Origin of the sequence: Mesorhizobium sp. M1A.F.Ca.ET.072.01.1.1 (genome assembly GCF_004023325.1) — a bacterium.
GTDB lineage: Bacteria > Pseudomonadota > Alphaproteobacteria > Rhizobiales > Rhizobiaceae > Mesorhizobium.
Map to the genome: position 1 here is coordinate 1 of NZ_RZSF01000121.1, position 17,539 is coordinate 17,539.

18 protein-coding genes and 1 tRNA gene are annotated in these 17,539 nt (G+C 63.0%); 11 read left to right on the forward strand and 8 right to left on the reverse strand.

Going from position 1 to position 17,539, the window contains the following annotated elements; all coding sequences use genetic code 11:
* The coding region (locus EOA32_RS17885) for an FAD-binding oxidoreductase (protein WP_145971313.1) at positions 1-1,298 on the reverse strand (1,298 nt) is incomplete at its 3' end.
* A 220-nt stretch (positions 1,299-1,518) separates the two neighbouring features.
* Here EOA32_RS17885 and EOA32_RS17890 point away from each other — a divergent pair.
* Positions 1,519-1,848: a hypothetical protein gene (locus EOA32_RS17890; RefSeq protein WP_128372447.1), complete on the forward strand. Its 330-nt coding sequence runs from the start codon at positions 1,519-1,521 to the stop codon at positions 1,846-1,848.
* A 104-nt stretch (positions 1,849-1,952) separates the two neighbouring features.
* Here the strand turns inward: EOA32_RS17890 and EOA32_RS17895 are convergent, their stop codons facing one another.
* Entirely contained in the window at positions 1,953-2,885 is a 933-nt protein-coding gene (locus EOA32_RS17895) for a dimethylarginine dimethylaminohydrolase family protein (RefSeq protein ID WP_067330684.1), read from the reverse strand.
* 31 nt (positions 2,886-2,916) lie between these two features.
* Positions 2,917-4,503: an amidohydrolase gene (locus EOA32_RS17900; protein ID WP_189407208.1), complete on the reverse strand. Its 1,587-nt coding sequence runs from the start codon at positions 4,501-4,503 to the stop codon at positions 2,917-2,919.
* An 82-nt stretch (positions 4,504-4,585) separates the two neighbouring features.
* Here EOA32_RS17900 and EOA32_RS17905 point away from each other — a divergent pair, with 82 nt between their 5' ends.
* The 5 genes from EOA32_RS17905 (at position 4,586) to EOA32_RS17925 (ending at position 9,817) form a co-directional block, all read left to right on the forward strand.
* Entirely contained in the window at positions 4,586-5,482 is an 897-nt protein-coding gene (locus EOA32_RS17905; protein ID WP_066999260.1) for a LysR substrate-binding domain-containing protein, read from the forward strand.
* 392 nt (positions 5,483-5,874) lie between these two features.
* The gene (locus EOA32_RS17910; RefSeq protein ID WP_066999257.1) at positions 5,875-6,969 is read left to right on the forward strand and encodes an ABC transporter ATP-binding protein; all 1,095 of its coding nucleotides are present in this window, start codon (positions 5,875-5,877) and stop codon (positions 6,967-6,969) included.
* Between the two features lie 67 nt (positions 6,970-7,036).
* Positions 7,037-8,149 carry an ABC transporter substrate-binding protein gene (locus EOA32_RS17915; RefSeq protein ID WP_128372449.1) on the forward strand — a complete coding sequence of 371 codons (1,113 nt, stop codon included), beginning with the start codon at positions 7,037-7,039 and terminating at the stop codon, positions 8,147-8,149.
* Positions 8,150-8,172: 23 nt separating this feature from the next.
* Positions 8,173-9,006 (forward strand): ABC transporter permease, encoded by an 834-nt coding sequence (locus EOA32_RS17920; RefSeq protein WP_066999251.1) that lies wholly within the window; start codon positions 8,173-8,175, stop codon positions 9,004-9,006.
* Positions 9,007-9,010: 4 nt separating this feature from the next.
* On the forward strand, positions 9,011-9,817 hold the full coding sequence (locus EOA32_RS17925; protein WP_128372450.1) for an ABC transporter permease: 807 nt from the start codon (positions 9,011-9,013) through the stop codon (positions 9,815-9,817).
* Positions 9,818-10,343: 526 nt separating this feature from the next.
* Here EOA32_RS17925 and EOA32_RS17930 read toward each other — a convergent pair.
* Positions 10,344-10,703, reverse strand: a complete 360-nt coding sequence (locus EOA32_RS17930; protein WP_066999308.1) for a metalloregulator ArsR/SmtB family transcription factor — start codon at positions 10,701-10,703, stop codon at positions 10,344-10,346.
* 424 nt (positions 10,704-11,127) lie between these two features.
* Here EOA32_RS17930 and EOA32_RS17935 point away from each other — a divergent pair, with 424 nt between their 5' ends.
* The 3 genes from EOA32_RS17935 (at position 11,128) to EOA32_RS17945 (ending at position 12,309) form a co-directional block, all read left to right on the forward strand.
* Positions 11,128-11,346: a hypothetical protein gene (locus tag EOA32_RS17935; RefSeq protein WP_245299680.1), complete on the forward strand. Its 219-nt coding sequence runs from the start codon at positions 11,128-11,130 to the stop codon at positions 11,344-11,346.
* Between the two features lie 115 nt (positions 11,347-11,461).
* The gene (locus tag EOA32_RS17940; RefSeq protein WP_059186167.1) at positions 11,462-11,707 is read left to right on the forward strand and encodes a DUF982 domain-containing protein; all 246 of its coding nucleotides are present in this window, start codon (positions 11,462-11,464) and stop codon (positions 11,705-11,707) included.
* Positions 11,708-12,066: 359 nt separating this feature from the next.
* Positions 12,067-12,309: a DUF982 domain-containing protein gene (locus EOA32_RS17945; protein ID WP_066999301.1), complete on the forward strand. Its 243-nt coding sequence runs from the start codon at positions 12,067-12,069 to the stop codon at positions 12,307-12,309.
* 445 nt (positions 12,310-12,754) lie between these two features.
* Here EOA32_RS17945 and EOA32_RS17950 read toward each other — a convergent pair whose 3' ends face one another.
* Both EOA32_RS17950 and EOA32_RS40770 read right to left on the reverse strand, forming a co-directional pair.
* Positions 12,755-13,696, reverse strand: a complete 942-nt coding sequence (locus tag EOA32_RS17950) for a glycosyltransferase (RefSeq protein ID WP_189407210.1) — start codon at positions 13,694-13,696, stop codon at positions 12,755-12,757.
* Positions 13,697-13,809: 113 nt separating this feature from the next.
* A complete protein-coding gene (locus EOA32_RS40770; RefSeq protein WP_348632207.1) occupies positions 13,810-14,391 on the reverse strand; it encodes a CatB-related O-acetyltransferase in 582 nt (193 codons plus the stop codon).
* Between the two features lie 234 nt (positions 14,392-14,625).
* On the opposite strand from EOA32_RS40770, the gene EOA32_RS17960 reads away from it, so the two are divergent.
* Positions 14,626-15,411, forward strand: a complete 786-nt coding sequence (locus EOA32_RS17960) for a hypothetical protein (RefSeq protein ID WP_128372453.1) — start codon at positions 14,626-14,628, stop codon at positions 15,409-15,411.
* Positions 15,412-15,554: 143 nt separating this feature from the next.
* Here EOA32_RS17960 and EOA32_RS17965 read toward each other — a convergent pair.
* Positions 15,555-15,631: transfer RNA gene (locus EOA32_RS17965), tRNA-Arg, on the reverse strand.
* Positions 15,632-15,748: 117 nt separating this feature from the next.
* A complete protein-coding gene (locus tag EOA32_RS17970; RefSeq protein ID WP_066999298.1) occupies positions 15,749-16,054 on the reverse strand; it encodes an ETC complex I subunit in 306 nt (101 codons plus the stop codon).
* 287 nt (positions 16,055-16,341) lie between these two features.
* Here EOA32_RS17970 and EOA32_RS17975 point away from each other — a divergent pair, with 287 nt between their 5' ends.
* Positions 16,342-17,313 carry an NAD(P)H-dependent oxidoreductase gene (locus EOA32_RS17975; RefSeq protein ID WP_128372454.1) on the forward strand — a complete coding sequence of 324 codons (972 nt, stop codon included), beginning with the start codon at positions 16,342-16,344 and terminating at the stop codon, positions 17,311-17,313.
* Positions 17,314-17,539: the final 226 nt, after the last annotated feature.

The window sequence follows — 17,539 nt, forward strand, 5'->3', positions numbered from 1 at the left end:
GTCTTGAAGTTGACATAGGCCGTTCCGGCAGTAAGAGGCTTTGATGCTTCATAGATGTCTCGAGCCCATTCGATGCAGGCCTTGTCCATGGCCGGTTCGCGCCAGCGGGCGTGAACGTTCATGACGAAATGCGAGCTCCGCTGCGGAAACGCCGTCGCATCCGCCGGGACGCGGCCAGCGACGCCGCCGACATGGCCGAAGAATATCTCGCATTCGGGACCCGGAAGCCTGGATATCGCGGTCGTGGTGATCTCGATCGCGCTGTCGGAAAGCTCAGTGAAGTCATGGCTCTTCCAATAATTGCGGGCGCCAGGCGCGAGCAGCGGATCGAAGGCCTGCTGCCAGCCCGTGAACGGGTTGGGACCGACGACGTCGGCGATCGGCGTGCCGATGGCGCGGAGCTTTTGCGTCGCCTTTTCGCCAGCCTCGATATCGCCGCAATAGCACATGGCCAGCACCAGCACTTCCTTGCCGTGCCATTCGGCCGGCAGGAAAGGCAGCGGCGGCGCCTGCCGCATGACCACCCAGCAGGTCAGTTCGTCGGGGGCGGTTTCGAGCGCGGCGCGGTATTCCCGAAGCACCTTCCCGGCATCGGCGAAGGGATGGACCACAAGGCCCGACAGCACTTGCGGCCCGAACTGGTGAAGTTTGAACTCGAACCCCGTGACGACGCCGAAATTGCCGCCGCCGCCGCGCAGCGCCCAGAACAGGTCCGCGTTCTCGGTCTCGCTGGCGCGCAGCAGCTTGCCGTGCGCGGTCACCACGTCGGCCGAAACGAGATTGTCGATGGTGAGCCCGTATTTGCGGGTGATCCAGCCGAAGCCGCCGCCCAGCGTCAGGCCGGCAATACCGGTGGTCGAGTTGATGCCGGTCGGCAGCGCCAGCCCGAAGGCCTGCGTTTCGCGGTCGACATCGACAAGCGTGGCGCCGGGTCCGACCCAGGCGCGCCGCGCCGCGACATCGACCCGCACAGACTTCATCATGGAGAGATCGATGACGAGGCCGCCCTCGCAGATGGCGCTGCCGGCAATGTTGTGACCGCCGCCGCGCACGGAGACGAGAAGTCCGTTCTCACGGGCGAAATTCACCGCGGCAACGACATCGGAGGCGCCGACGCAGCACGCGATCAGCCCGGGCCGCCGGTCGATCATGTCATTCCAGATGCTGCGCGCGCCGTCGTAGCCGGCGTCACCCTCCCGCAGCACCGTGCCGCGTATTTGCGTCGAAAGCGTTTCCAGGGCGGCGGCATCGACCGTGGTCTTGCCGCCCTCAAGGGCAGTGAAGCTCATGGCATTCATGAATTCCTCCCGTTCTTGTTGATGAGCCCTCCACCCGAATTTTAATGTGCGCTCATGTTCGGCATCCCGCAAGTTATCGCGGGCAGCGAGCCGGCCGTGCGGGCCTTGCTCAACAAACGATTGGCAAGAACGGCACGCGCCTTGCCTGCAATCTTGACGGGCAGGAATAACAGGCTTTCAATCAAGAGAGATTATCGCTGCGGACATGAGGGAACGCCGCATGAAACGCATGTTGTTTGCCTGTTCGATATCGTCTGTGCTGCTATTGTCAGCGAACCGGGCGTTTGCGTTCAATTTCGGCTTCGTCAGAGTGCCGGACTGGATGGATCCTTATATCGGCGTGCTCGTTGCCGTCACCCTCTTCTTCTGGCTCGGACTGGGGGCGACAAAGCCGAGCGGCGTGCCGTTCAAGCAGGTGCGGTATGTGAAGATTTCGCCCATAGCGAATTTCTTCTACCTCGGCATGGCCTTCTTCTTCACCATCATGATGATTGTGCTGTTCGCCGGCATGGGCCTGAGGCGATACGCTGAGTGGACCGGCGCAGCGTAGAGAGAGAGTGAAACGGGACAGATCGAAGCTCTTTCGTGCCCCCTTCTGTCCTGCTGGAGATCTCCCCCTCAAGGGGGGAGATTGGCAGCTTCGGCGCCGTGCTCCTACGCCTTCACCCGCTTCAGCGCCTGCGCCATGCAGTGAATGCCGCCGCCGGTCTTGGAGATCTCGCTCATGTCGACGGCCGCCACCTCGAAGCCGCGTGCCTTCAGCTTTTCAATCAGCGTCTTGCTCGAGGTCGGCGCGATCACCCTGTCCTTGCCCAGCGACATGAAGTTGCAGCCGAGCGCCATCGTGTCCTGGAAGGGCACGTCGATGATCTCGTGGCCCTTGCCCTTCAGCCAGTCGACGATGCCGGGCTCGGTGCAGGCAAGGCAGACGGCCGTGAGCTTTTCGGCGATCGGCACCACCATCAGGTCTATGTGCACGTAGTATTCGTCGATGAAGGCGATGCGCGTCTCCCAGCCTTCCTTGTCGAACCAGGCCTGCACCTGGCGCGCGCCCTCCTCCTGCGTGCGGGCGCCGCCGCAGCCGATCAGCACCACGCCTTCCTCGATGACGTTGAAGTCGCCGCCCTCGAAGGTGCCGGCGGTCACCATGTCGTAGATCGGGATGCCGAGCTTCTCATAGGTGCGGATGGCGGCGTAGTTCTCGCCGCGCCGCCACCAGTTGGCCATTGCGGTGATGAACGCGCCGTAGGGCGTCATGACGCTGGAGTCGCGCGAATAGACCTGCATCGGCAGTTCCGGCGTCGGCTCGTGCCAGTGGATGGTGACGCCGAAATGCTCGTAAGCGGCGACGAGGTCCTTGTGCTGCGCCTGGGCGATCTGGATGTTGCAGGGCGCCTCGCGCAAATGCTTTCTGGACAGCGAACTGGTCGAAAGATGGCGAAGGAAATTGGGCGAGCCGAGCAGCACGTCGGTCAGAACGTCGGTCTCGTTGGCGAAGCCCCAGGCAGTGAGCGGCTTGGTGCCGCCATTGGGATTGCGGCGCTGCAGCGAGAACGGCTCGGCGACGATGCGGTCATGGACGGTCATGGTGTTCTCCTCGGGGTCGGACTGCTTGAGATCATTGGCTGCTCGGTATCCACCAGTCGCGCCCGCGCGCGGTGGTGACATATTCCGGCCAGCGGAAGTTTACCGGCGGCTCGTAGTCGCAAAGCGGCGCGATCCAGTTCGAGCCGCCGGCGCCGCCGCCGGTTCGCTTGACGAATTCGTCCATGACCGCATCGCGCGCTGCCTTGTCTTCCAGCAGGCGAAGCGCGGTGAGCGCGACGGTCTTGGAGGCGCAGGTCACCATCGGGTCGATGGTGGCCGGAATGCCGCCCAACGCATTCATCACCCAAGCGGGATAGGCGTGGCCGTTGGCCGAACGCAGCGCCGGGCGGGCGACGTAGAAGCGCGATGTCGGCGCGTGCCAGCTCATGTCGGTATAGTCGTCCGAGGTCGAATTCACCTGCGAGGGCGGCAGGTCGCGCCGCAGGATCGCCTCGGCCTCCTGCGGCGTGATAAGGCGCTCCAGTTCGTCAATGAACGGATTCTCGGTCGCCTCGCCGCCAGCATTGACCTGGACCTCGCGGGCGATCGCCCTCGCCTCTTCGTTCCACTGTGGCGGACCGACGGTCGAGAGCGCTTCATAGGTGATGCCGGCCATGGCGTGGTTGGCCAGTCCCGGGCGCGACTTCGACACCCAGTGGCGTTCGTAGCGGCAGCCGCTCATCTTCGCCGCCGCTTCCGCGTTTCTGTCGAGCACGGCGGTCACCTGCTCGGCCATGGCGATGGTCGGCACGCGGATCATGTACTGGATCTCGGCAAGGCCGGCCGGCAGATTGTCGGCGGTCGCCTGGCCCGCGGTCAGGATCGCCTCGCTAATCGACCAGCCGCCCTGGTGCGTCAGCATGGAATCGCGCAGCGCCTTGGAAGCCATGTACATCATCATCAGCGCGTCGTTGGCACCTGGCGCCCTGACCGCGGAATGCGCCTGCGGGATCGGGGCGCCGTCGCTTGCGCGACCCCAGTTCTGAGGCTCGTCGCAAATGAAGCGGTAGATCATCGCATAGGCCGCACCGCAATGCGTGTCCCAGCGCGCGGTGTTGCAGAGCGGCAGCATATAGAAGGGATGAAAGGAGATCATGCCGGCAAGGCCGTCATAATAGCCCTTGGCGGCATGGATCGGCTTCGAGCCCCTCACCTTCTCTGCCGGCTCGCCAGTGAAGCGCAGCGTGCCTTGAATGCCATGCTGCTGCATTGCCGCCTTGGCGGCGAGCAGCCCGCCGAGGCTGCCAATGCCGAGGCCCGAATGCGGATCGGTATGGCCACCCGCCTCGACGCTGAGCCCCGCCCGCGGTTGCTTGACCGTCACGGCATCCTGGCAGTTGCCGGGCACGGCGTCGTATTCGGCATACATGCCGATCGTCGGTCCGTCGCCATTCGCCCAATGCGCGCAGAAGGCGGTCGGCATGCCGCCCGAGCCCTCTTCCACCGAAAAGCCCTCACGCTTCAGCCGGTCGACATACCAGGCTGCGGACTGGTACTCGCGCCAGGCGGTCTCGCCGAAGTCGAAGATGGTGCGCGTCCAGGCCGACAAGAGCGGCTGGATGACGTCGATGCAGGCCAGTGCCGTTTCCTGCGCTGATGTCGTCACCGGTTTCTCCATGCCGCAAAGAAAGCAGTGAAGCGGCTCTTCAAAAAGTGATATGTTTTCCCGGCTCGTGCAAATTCGGTTCACCTGAGGCCTCTTGCGCATACCTTCCACGCAGGCGCTTCGCGCCCTCGACAGTTTTGCTCGTCACGGCAGCGTGTGGCGCGCGGCCGATGAACTCCACCTCACCCGCAGCGCCGTCTCGCATCAGCTGAGGCTGCTCGAACGCGACCTCGGCTTCGATCTCCTGCAGCGCATCGGCAAGGGCGTGGCGCTGACGCCGCGCGGCCAGCGCTACGCCGCCGATGTCAGGAAAGCGCTGACCGTGCTCGGCGACGCGGGGACGCAGAACAGCGGCGCCGGCGTCGGCGGCTCCTTCGGCATCTCCTGTCCGCCGGGCTTCGCCTCGATGTTCCTGTGCACCCATATCGGCGAGTTCCAGCAGATGTATCCGGACGTCGCGCTCTCGGTGCTGACGCCGCGGCGGCTCGACGACGTCAGCAATCCGGAGGCCGACGCCTTCATCGCCTTCGGCGTCGGCAACTGGCCGAACCGCGCGGTGGAGCTGCTTTGCGAGGTCTCCTTCACGCCGCTCTGCAGCCCGACGTTGCTCAACAAGGTGGGCGGCTTTTCCAAGCCCGCCGACGTCCTGCGCGCCAACCTGCTGCATCTCAGCGATACCGAGGACTGGGCGCGCTGGCTGGCGCTGTCCAAGGTGGAAAATCCCGACACCGAAGGCGGCATCTTCTTTTCCGACATGAACCTTGTCTTCTCGGCGGCAATCGCCGGCCAGGGCATCGCCATGGGAGACGAGCTGACCGGCCGCCGGGCGCTGAGCGAGGGCCGGCTGGTCAAGCCGTTCGAAGCGACGGTACCCTCGCCGCGCTCCTACTATCTGGTCTTCGAGCATGCCAAGGCGGGCCACCCGGTACTCAATGCCTTCAGCGACTGGCTGCGGGCGAAGCTTTTGGAAAGCAGGCTGGCGAAGTATTGAAGGCGGGGGGACGCCGGCACGCCTTAGGATGTCCCTCGGAGTGCCAACCGCCCGGACGTCATCCCCGGGCTTGACCCGAGGATCCATTCCGTGGCGATCGCGAAAGGCACGCTTGATCAGAATTCTGCACCGTTGCAGCTCCCAGAGGTCACGGCATGGCAACCAGGGTCTGCGCGCGTCGCTTCGCTCCTTGCTCCGCCCTGAAATGACGACGGCATGAACGCTTTCGCCAATCGCGAAGGTTGGCGAGCCCGCCGAACGCCCAAGTTTGGGAGACGCTCCCGCCACCTGCCCACCCGTGAATCAAATTTGCCGATCAGGCGAAAACTATTCGGTTGCGGTGAACGCGCGCCGTGCCTACGATTTGAAACAAGCGTGAGGACGAAGGCAGGATGCAGCAACCCGGCCGGGCCGCAGAGATCAAGGCGAACGGGATAGGCAAGAGCTTCGGCTCGTTCCGGGCGCTGGACAATCTCACGCTCGATATCGGCCGCGGCGAGTTCCTGACGCTGCTTGGGCCATCCGGTTCCGGCAAGACCACCTTCCTGATGATCTTGGCCGGCTTCGTGCAGCCGAGCGAAGGCAGGCTTTTCAGCGACGGCACCGACATTACCGACCGGCCGGCCGAACAGCGCGCCGCCGGCATGGTGTTCCAGGGCTATGCTTTGTTCCCGCATATGAGCGTGGAACAGAACATCGCCTTTCCGCTCAAGGTACGCAAGAAGTCCGCTTCCGAGATCAAAAGCCGTGTCGGCGAGATGGTCGAGCGCGTCGGTCTCAAAGGTCACGAGAAGAAATTGCCGGCGCAGCTTTCCGGCGGCCAGCAGCAGCGCGTGGCGCTCGCCCGCGCCCTGGTGTTCGAGCCGGGCGTGCTGCTTCTCGACGAGCCGTTCTCGGCGCTGGACAAGAGCCTGCGCGGCCAGATGCAGGCCGAGATGAAGCGGCTGCACCAGGAGACCGGCACCACCTTTGTCTTCGTCACTCACGACCAGAGCGAGGCGCTGGCGCTTTCCTCGCGCGTCGCCATCTTCAATCACGGCAAGCTCTTGCAGGTCGGCAGGCCGGACGAGGTCTACGACCGGCCGGCCAGCCGCTTCGTCGCCGAGTTCCTGGGCGAGATCAACATGCTGCCCGTGAAGGGCGTCAAGCCCGCCGATAATGGCGCCACCGGTGTCTGCGAGGACCGGGCGGTCAACATGCGCTGCAAAGCAGAAAAGGTCCGCGGCGACGCTATCCTGGCAATCCGGCCGGAACACATGTCGATCGCGCCGGAGGCAGCGGCCGGCGAAAACGGCATCGCCGCCACTGCTGTCGCTTCGACCTATCTGGGTGCGGCGACCAAGCTCGACCTGACCACGCGCCAGGGTGCGAAGGTCACCGTCTCGGTGCCGAACGAGGTGGCCGCGGCAGCGTTGAGCAAGGGCAATTCCGTCTGGCTGACCTGGCCGGCGGAAAAGGGCTTCCTCCTGCCGGACGGAGGACAATGAGCGCCGAAGCGGCGTGAATTCGCCGCGTCGGTTCCGGATCAGATCAATTAAAACAAGGGGAACTGACATGAACGAGACCAAGAAACAGACCATCGACTCCCTCGCAGAGAGGGCAAAACGCGGCGAGATCTCGCGCCGGCAATTCGCGCAGCTTGCAGGCCTCGTGCTCGCCGGCACGCCGATGCTGCTGCGCTCGACCCATGCTCAAGCCGAGACCAAGGGGCTGGTGCTGGTGAATTGGGGCGGCGACGCCATCACCGCTTACGACGCCGCCTACGGCCAGGCCTTCACCAAGGATACCGGCATCCCGGTGAAGATGGACGGCTCGGGCCCGACCGAGGGCGCGATCGCCGCGCAGTTCAAGAGCGGCGCGCCGACCTGGGACCTGGTCGACGTCGATCCGTTCTCGGCCATTACGCTGGGCGGCCAGGGCATGCTCGAGCCGATCGACTACAAGATCGTCGACAAGAGCAAGATGCGGCCGGGCTTCGGCTGGGAATTTGCCGCGTCGACCTACTTCTTCTCCTACGTGATCGCCTACGACTCGCAGAAGTTCGGCTCCAATGCGCCGACCGGCATGGCCGACTTTTTCGACGTGAAGAAATTCCCCGGCAAGCGCTCGCTCTACAAATGGGGCGTGTCGAGCTGGGAAGCCGCCCTGCTCGCCGACGGCGTGGCACCCGCCTCGCTCTATCCGCTCGACCTCAAGCGCGCGCATGACAAGATCGCCGCCTTCAAGGAAAACGTCGTCTCCTATTGGGGCGGCGGCGCCGAAAGCCAAAGCGTGCTGCTCAACGGCGAGGCTTCCATGGCGATCGTCTGGTCGACGCGCGCCTCGCTGATCGAGCAGGACTCGGGCGGCCAGATCAAGTTCATCTGGGACCAGGGCCTGATCTCGCCCGGCGCGCTCGCGGTTCTGAAGAACAACCCCGGCGGCAAGGAAGCTGCGATGAAGTTCATCGCCAGCACGCAGGATCCGCAGAAGGAACTGGTGATGTTCGACAAACTCGGCCAGGGCCCGGCCAACCCGGCGGCCGACGCGCTGATCCCGGCCGACAAGAAGCGCATCAACCCGGTCGATCCGGAAAACATGAAGAAGCAGATCCCGCTCGACATGGAGTGGTACGCCAAGAACTACGGCGCGGCGCTCGACGAATACATCAAGATCATCTCGGCTTGAGCGGGCGGAGATGCTGAACTGACATGAGGGGCACCCTCTCCGACAGGACGGGCGCGGCGCTGTTGATGGCGCCGCTGCTCCTGTTCCTGGTCCTTGCTTATGCCTGGCCTTTCCTCGGCGTGGTGAAGTGGAGCTTCACCTTGCCGACGCCGGGACTCGGCCAATATGGCGCGCTGGTCAGCGACCCGCTGGTGCAGTCGGTATTCGTCCGCACGTTGCGCATCGCGGCGATCGTCACCATCGTTTCCGTCACCGCCGCCTATGCGATCACGGTCGTCTGGGTGCGCGGCAGCCCGGTGCAGCGCGTGCTTGCGGAATTCTGCATCCTGGTGCCGTTCTGGATCTCGGTGCTGACGCGCGCCTTCGGCTGGGTGGCGCTGTTGTCCAACCGCGGCCTCGTCAACACCTGGCTGCAATCGATCGGCTTCATTTCCGAGCCGCTGACGCTCGTGCGCAACGAGTTCGGCGTCATCGTCGGCATGTCGCATTTCCTCATCCCCTTTGCGGTATTTCCGCTGGCTTCGGCCATGCGCAGCCTCGACGAGCGCGTGCTGCTCGCGGCACGCGGGCTTGGCTCAAGCCGCATGCGCACCTTCTGGACGGTGTTCGTGCCGATGACGCGCTCGGGCATCATCGGCTCGGCGATGATCACCTTCGTCTTCTCTCTGGGCTTCTTCGTCACGCCGGCGATCCTCGGCGGCGGCCGCAGCGTGATGATCGCCGAACTCATCTATCTCCGCATTTTCCAGAGTCCGGACTGGGGACTGGGCGCGGCAATCAGCGTCGTGCTGGTGGTCTTCGTCGGCGCGCTGATGGCGCTTTTGTTCCGCTACGTCAAACCAAAGCAATTGGTGTAGGGCGATGCCGACCTACCGCCCCGGTCCCGTCTCGCTCATCCTCGCCGTGCTGGTGGCGCTATTTCTGCTTATGCCGTTGCTCGCCGTCATCCCGGTGTCACTGACGCCGAGCCGCATGTTGACCATGCCGACCGGCGAACTGTCGCTGCGCCACTACCGTTCGCTGATCGAGGATCCGCGCTGGCTGGAGTCCATCCTGCTCTCGATCCGCATCGGTGTGGTCAGCAGCGCGCTTTCCACGGTGCTCGCGCTCACCTTCAGCCTCGGCGTGTGGATGTTCCAGCCGCGCTTCACTGCCGTCCTGGTCGGCTTCGTGCTTTTGCCGATGGTGGTGCCGCCGGTGGTCTCGGCGGTGACGCTCTATTTCCTGCTCACCTCGGTCTCCGGCATCTCGTCCTTCTTCGGTTACGACACCTGGCTGGGTGTCGCGATGGCGCATTCGGTGATGACGGTGCCCTTCGCCACCGTTCTGATCCTGGTCTCGCTCAGCCAGCTCGATCGGCGCATCGACCTCGCCGCACGAGGCTTGGGTGCCAGCGTGTGGGAGCGCGCGACGCGCATCATCATGCCCAACATCAAGTTCGGCATCGTCACCGCGGCGCTCCTCTCCTTCGTGCTCTCTTGGGAAGAGATCGGCGTGACGCTGTTCATCACCTCGGTGAACGCCATCACGCTGCCGCGCCTGATGTGGATGGGCCTGCGCGACAACATCGATCCGGCGATCGCAGCCCTTTCGGTGATCCTGATCATTATCACCGTGCTGGTGCTCGCCGTGCGCAGCGTGATTACGCGCCGGCGAGCCGCACCGTAAATCCGCGGCTTTGTCCCAAAACGAAAGAGGCCCGCCGGGAGCGGCGAGCCTCTGACGGTGCCAAAGTGGAAGTCTGGCCCGTGGTGATCCGGGGGTGTGGATCGCGCAAAAGTCTAGCCACCCGAAGTCCGGCGCGCGATTTACAAATCCGTAAACCTCGGCGTGCCGGGAGCGGGCGGCGGCGGCAGAAAAGTGCTATAATATCATCGGCTTGTGAGCATCCGCGACCGCGCCGGCGCATCATCCTTCAATCAAAAGTGATGGGAGGACTGCGAGAAGTCGGGCCGGATCGGCGACGACGGCGGCCAGCCCGTGACGACATGACGAAATCCGGCCGCTACCGGTTTCTCCGGCAGCAGCATTCTGGCCAGGATCGCGTCCCGGCGAATGAAGTGATGATAAAGTGCCGCCAGGGCAGGTATGCCTGGCCGGCGCATTGCCATCCTGTTTGCATCGCGCCTTCAGGGGGCGCGCCGCGCAGGCGAAGCAGGCGAAGGCTGCTCGCCCTCGCCCGCGTCGGAGCCGTTCAGGCGGCCTGCGGCGGCCGCATTCTTTCGACAAGAGCCTGCCGGGCCGGGCCGGCGAGCGGCCTGTCCATCGTCAGCAGCCCGTCGAGCAGAACGAGGAGTTCACGCGCTGCGGACGACTTGCAGGAATAATAGACCATCTGGCGGTCGCGGCGGGTGTCGACCAGGCCAAACCTGCGCAGTTTGGCCAGATGCTGGGAGAGTGCGGACTGGCTGAGTTCGACCTTGTCGGCGAGCGCGCCGACAGACAATTCGCCCTCGGCCAGGTAGTTCATGATGAGCAAACGCTTCTCGTTGCCCATTACCGCAAGAAAGGCTGCCGCGCTTTCTGCGTTGGCGGTAAGTTTCTTGGTCACCATCGGTTTCCCCATGTTCATGCTCTTCCGAGGCCACGGGGGCAATGGCTTCGGAATTCCAGAGCATTTGATGGGCCTGCTCCGACACGCCGTCGGAACCTGCCCTGCTTCTTTGTTCGACCAATACCCTCCGTAACCCGGTTGCCACCACGTCGGGATCTTGGTCTCGGACAGCCTGCGCCGCGTTGTTGCGCGACGCAAGTTGGCGCAGACTCGGAATAATTCCGCGCCGCTAATGAGTATCAGCGCTTCGTCCTTTCAGCAAGATAGCGAAGCTGGCCCAGTCTCCGGCATGCCGTCGGGCAGACAACGAGACGAAAACCTGGCCGGCAGGGCGCCGCGAAAGACGCACGTTGTCGCCGTTTCCTTGAGGACTCACCCTCGTTTCCGAACCCGTGCTAATGTTTAGCCAGGGAGCAAGGGGGACATGAGCTGGAGGAAGAAGCCCGTGTCCAACATGTCGCGAAACACATTCACGCCCGCCGAGACGGCGCTGTTGGGGCGTGTCTTCGAGAGCGGCCGCATCGATGGAGAAACCGAAGAGCAGAAGGAGGCGCGCGCCTCCCGCATCATCGCCAATTACATGGCCGGCATCACCGATGAGACGGAACTCATCGAACTGTCCCGCAAGCCGCTCGGAAGATAGCCGGCAGCCACGCCCGTTATCGGCGCGCTGCTCACATCCTGTTGAAATATCGGGATGAAACTTGCCGCGCGGTGGCGCGTTTATCATCCGCTCACAACGCATCAGGGGTTTCGCGATGATCCAGGGATGGTTTTCCAGGCCGGTCGAAGTCGCCGTCGGCGTGGCAGGCTCGATCCGACACATCTCCAACGCCCAGCAGGCTGTGGAACTGCTGACGGGCCAATGGCGCGACGCCGGCAGCGCGCAGCATGGCGCGGCGCTGCGCGCCTGCCGCCGGGCTATGAGCGGCGACGTTCCGGCCGACAATGCCAGGGAAGCCTTCATCAGCGCAGCCCGCGAAGCGCATGTGCTGGTCGAATAGTCCCAAGGCGGCATCCTGTCTTCTGCAGAAGAGCGACCGATGCGCGAATTGACCGGACGCTTCCGCGCCGGCCGAAACCGCTGCCTGACGCGTTCATCCGCCTGTCGGCTCCGATCTCGCCGCGGGCGACAGCGGGGCCAGTGACGTTGTCACACGTTTTTTGCGCGGCGCGCCGGCGCAATGAATCCGCTGCGTGAGCCAACTCCGGCCGCCCATCGCTGATCTCTAAAATTCCCCGGAACATTATCGGCAGTTTTTGGTTAATGCGCGGGTCCGCCGATCATCCGGGGCCCGCATCCCAACAGGCGCCTGCCGGCGCCGTTGCTTATCAAAAGACCAACATACGAACGGAGCATGTGATGAACGACGTCTGGTTTTCCGAGCCGGTCGTGATCGATTTCGAACCAAGCGGACATCGCAAGGTCTCAAGCTGCTTCGAGGCAGTCGAATGCCTCGACCTGCGCTGGCCAAGGCGGGCGCGCGACCGCGCCTGGCGGTCGGCAAGCCGCGTCTGCCGCGACGCGCTCGACGGCTTGAGAAGTCCTACCGAAGCCCGCAAAACACTGCGCAAGGCAGCGAAGGCCGCCGGCCTGCTGGCCTGAAGCGTGTCGCGATCCCGTGCGGAAAAATCCGCCACCCGGATCGTGTCGAATTACCGCCAAGGACTTGCTCCCGGCAGCCCGTAAGCCAGAAAATTCGGAACATTGCAGCCGCCGACCTGTTACTTCCCCGTAGTCTCCTGACTACAGGGTTCCAGACCCAAGCCGAGCCCGTTCCGGCTTCCCATCGCCGGGGCGGGCTTGATTTTGTGCGGTATCGGTTGCGGCATCCCGGCGAGTGAGAGCAGCGACCGACGCATACTCTTCAGCACGCCCTTGCGGACATCCTGACGGGGCTACATGAAAACGCCGGCCGCTGGACTTTCGGGGCGCCTGTTGTTCAGGCCGTGCCATTTCAACGAGCCGGCCGCCGGCGCTCAATGCAAAGAGAGAGTCATGGTGAACGGGCGGCTAATATCCACAGGATGCGGCCGATTTGGAAAGAAGATCAGCCAAACCCGCCGAGCACCTCCGGGAATTGTACGGCCATCGCGCCCTCTTCCGCTTGCCTTGCGTAGATCCGGTGCATTTTCGCCGCGTCGTAACGCGCGCGGCGGCGATGCACGTCGTTACCGAAGAGACCGCCGACGGCATCGAAGCGGCGGAGGAAGCGTTTCGTTATCCCGCGCTCGAACGGCAGCCGCTGCCGGAAGGGCTTATTCCAAGGCGTATCCTCTGCCAGATCGCGCCAGATCTTGAGGGCTTCAAGCTCGACTCCAATCTGGCTGCCCCAAGGCTTGCCGCCCGCGAAATGCCGTGCATGGGCCTGAGAAAACCGATAATCCCGGGCGCCATTCGACATCAGATTCCAGTTCGGGTGCATCGTCTGCCATTTGCCCTCGAAGGCGACATTGAGCGCGTTCTGGTCGTTCATTTCTCGATGGATCGCGGTCTGGCGCGTCCGTTCCAGGAGGCCTTCCACGCGCACCACATCCATGTCGAAGACCACCACGCCGGAATTGAAGTATGGCGCGCCCGGCTGCATCCTAAAGGTTTTGCGATAAGACGGCCGGAAGTACATGTAGTCGTCGTGGGCCGCGAGCAGCGGCGCGTCGAGCTCCTGGCAGGCCAGGTCGTTGATGTCGCGATTGAACAGGACATCACAATCGGTGTAGGCGATCCGACCATAACCGTCGAATTGTGGTAGCAGGTCCGCGAACAGGCGGACGTAGGCGGCGATGCTGTAGGTACCGAAGCGGAAGCCAACGCGTTCCATGAAGTCGGTCACGTCGAGCAAGGCTACTCTGTCGCCAAGCAACCGCCTCGCGACTTGGATATCGCTCTCATCAGCCTTCACGTGGAGAATGAAGCTATCAATTGGCGCGGAAACATCCAGTATCCGGCGCGCTGCTAGGCATGCATAGGGAAAATACTTTCTATCGGCGGCCAAGAAGTAGCACGGGCGCTGCAAGCCTACCTCCGTGATATCGAGCTTCGTGCCAGGGTCTTTCAAAATCGACTGTGAATATCCGGCCGAGCCGCCGATTGTTTATCCCAGCCGCACTACACTGAGGCGATGCCTGCCACAAAATGCTTGCCGATGAAAGCCTCGATAGGGCCGGTGAGCGTGCCGGCTTCTTTTTTGATCTTTTCGTCGTCCCATTCCCACCACCGGATTGCCAGCAACTTCGAAATTACATCCTCAGAGAAACGATATCTGATCAGTCGGGCCGGAGAGCCTCCAACGATCGCATAAGGCGCCACGTCCTTGGTCACCACGGCCCCGGTGCCGACCACTGCGCCGTCGCCGATCGTCACCCCTGGCAATATTATGGCGCCGTGGCCAATCCAAACGTCATTGCCAATCGTGACGCCGCTCGGTCTGCCGCCATTTCGGACGGGATCGGATTGCTTCAGCATCCGGCTGTGGATCGGAAATGTCGTGGCGCGATCGGTCAAATGCTGGCCGGAGCACATGAAAAGCACGTCACCCGCGATCGAGCAGAAAGCCCCGACCGTCAGCGGGGCCTCCTTCGAGGGAAAAAAGACCTTCCGTCGTGACAAGCCATAAGTGTGGCGTCCCACGGTCACGTGTTCCGGCAGCTTCGACCGAGCGTTCCTCAACCAGGTGGACAATACGGACATTCTGAAGCCCCGCCTCCAGCACCATAGCGACATAGCCGCAGATGGGCCAAATCCACAAGCTCAGGAATTTCCCAAAGTCGGGCGAGTGGTCTTCAGTTTGAGACCAGATTGCCGAAGACTTTGATCGCCGCATTTTTTCCTCTGTTGGTGTTGTGTTTGCGGTGGATTGGGGCCGCGAGTGTTGCTAGTGGAGCGAACCGCCCCTTCGACTTAACAGAATGACGACTTGACTGAATGAATAACGTCTTTGGTTACATCGCCTATGGCGATAACGAGCTTTATCACCTTGGTGCGCTACTCAGCGCACTCAAGCTTTTGCACCATAGCCCGAAAGCCAGGATTATCGTGGCAACTGACAAGCCGGCATTCTTCCGCGGATACCCGCTTGAGACTATCCTAGTGAGCGCCGAGAAGAAGAAGGAGCTATCCTTCGATTGGCGCTATCATTTCGGCATCAAGGCTGGGGGCCTTATCGAGCTTTTGAAGCGCGCTGACCGATTGCTTTTCATGGACACGGATATGTACCCGGTCGGAGACCTGTCCCGAGCCTTCGGAGCTATTCGGCCCGGCCATTCAATCATGCGTCTTTGCGAGGGGCCGCATGCGTGGTGCCCGCGGCTGGAGGGCAAAGGTGTTCGGGTCGGCGACCATGTTGTGACCGGCCATGAACCGATGTGGAATAGTGGCGTCCTTGGCGTGCACCGCGACAACCTTCCTGCCCTGCTCGATGCCTATCTTCCGATGCTCGCCGTTCATGAGATCGCCAAGATAGATGCTGCTGAGCAGTTCTGCATTGGCATCGCCTTATCCCAAGATGGCCGAACCGTCAGTCCGCATCGCCTGAAAATCAGGAACTACAACACGCGGGGCAAAAAGCTGTTCGCCGGGCAGCGTGTTCGTCAATTCTTCAGTCTCTACGGCGACGCGACAATTGCCCAGCAAATCGCAAAAGCCGCTCGATATCGTCTTTGGCGAACGCCCGTAGACCTATGGCACCAGCGACGCATGTGGTCCGCTTGATCTTGGTTCCCACGCAGGGTGCGATCAAGCACGTGCCCGCCGCCTCTGCCATCCGTGAGAACGACCAAGATGAAGAGTTGGAACTCGCCTTGTTGGCGAGTTGGAGCTTTTCAAAGCAATAGCAGCTAAGTGCTTGAAATTAATGGCGATCCCGGCAGGATTCGAACCTGCGACCATCGGCTTAGAAGGCCGGTGCTCTATCCAGCTGAGCTACGGGACCGCTGGCCGGCCGGAGCCGGCTGATGCGAGTACGCGGATCGATCTAAAAGGATGATCCGCTCCGATTTTTGTTACGCAATTCCGGACGGAAAACCGCTGTGCACTTTTCCTGGAATTGTCAATGGGTCCAGGGCGTCCTGCGGTCATAGCGGAAATTGTCCGAATAGGAAATCTGCCGGCGCTTGGGCTCCTTCGGCTCCTCGACACGATAGGCAATGCCCTGCTTCTCGGCATAGGCGACGGCCTCTTCCCTGGTATCGAAGGTGAGCCGCACCTGGCTCAGCATATCGCCGGACGAGGTGTAACCCATCAGCGGGTCGATCTTCTTGCGCTGGGCTGGATCGAATTCCAGCACCCAGTGGCCGGTCTTGGCCTTGCCGGACTGCATCGCGGTTTTGGCTGGGCTGAAAATGCGCGCGGACATGGCCACCTCTTTGCCGCCCGAAGACCGGGCAATCATTTAGCGCGCGCCAAAAGGCCGAATGGAGCCTTAGGCCACGCACCAGCCCGTCAATACTGTGCAACGGCGCCGGCGGCAAGGCCGTACGCAGCCACGGCTCGGCCAGCGGAGGGCGGAACCTCGCGCCAGCCCGGACATTAACCGAAAAGAGAGGCGACCAGCACAGCCGCTCCGACCACAGGTCCGAGGTTGCGGGGCCGCCCTGTGCGCCTTGCGTCGCGATGCCCGTCAACAAGCCTGGACAGTCCGCCATGACCATGACAACCGAACATCCCGTCCTGCAGCTGGCCCTGCTTGTCGGCAGTCTGCGGGCCCAATCCTACAGCCGCAAGATCGCCAAGGCGCTGGCGGCCCGCTCACCGGATTCGTTGCGCTGCCGCTTCATCGAGATCGGCGAGCTGCCTTTGTATAATCAGGATCTCGACGGCGAGACGCCGCCTGCCGCCTGGTCGGCGTTCCGCGCCGCCATCAGGGAATGCGACGCGGTGCTGTTCGTCACGCCGGAATACAACCGTTCGATCCCGGGCTGCCTGAAGAACGCCCTCGACGTCGGCTCACGCCCCTCTGGCAAGAGCGTCTTCAAAGGCCTGCCCGCCGGCGTCGTCAGCGTCAGCCCAGGCAAAATCGGCGCCTTCGGTTCCAACCAGGCGCTCAGGCAGACCTTCGTCTTCCTCGACATGCCGGTGATGCAGCAGCCGGAGGCCTATATCGGAAATGTCGCCGAGCTGCTCGACGACAGCGGCGCGGTTAAGAACAGCGACACGGCCGCCCTCCTGAAAGATTTCATCGAGGCGCTGGAGACGTGGATCAGAACCGTGCGGCCGGGCGGCTCGTCCTTCGACGCTTTCATGAAGCAGCGCGAGAAGATCGCCGAGGATTATGTCAACGGCAATGCTACATCATTGAAGGCAATCGTGACGCATAGCGAGCCGGCCACCTTCTTTTCGCCGCGCGGCGATCATCTCGAAGGCGCCGATGCCGTTGCCGGCCGATACGAGCGCGACGCCGCCAGCTTCCACCAAGGCGGCAGCACCGACATCAAGGTGCTGCAGGCATCCGCGAGCGGCGATCTCGCCTTCTGGACCGGGCTGCAGCATGCGAGGGCGCGCATGGGCAAGAACGGACAGCCGGCCGAGATGACCTTGCGGGTGACGGAAGTGTTCCGGCTGGAGGACGGCGCCTTCAAGCTGGTGCATCGCCACGCCGACCCCGCCAACGGATAATCTCCCTACCCGCGACACAATGTCGGGCTCTTTGCAACCACGGCCTATTCCCATTGCCTCGTCAGCGGCATATGTCGGATACATGGCCGTGGCACGTGAGAGCCATGACGACGATAAAGACAAGAATGGGCATGGAAGCGGAAATCTCGTCGGATTGGACCGGCGAGCCGGCGATCCTCGCAGGCGCGATCGTGATCGGCGCCGGCGCGGCCGGATTGGCGGCGGC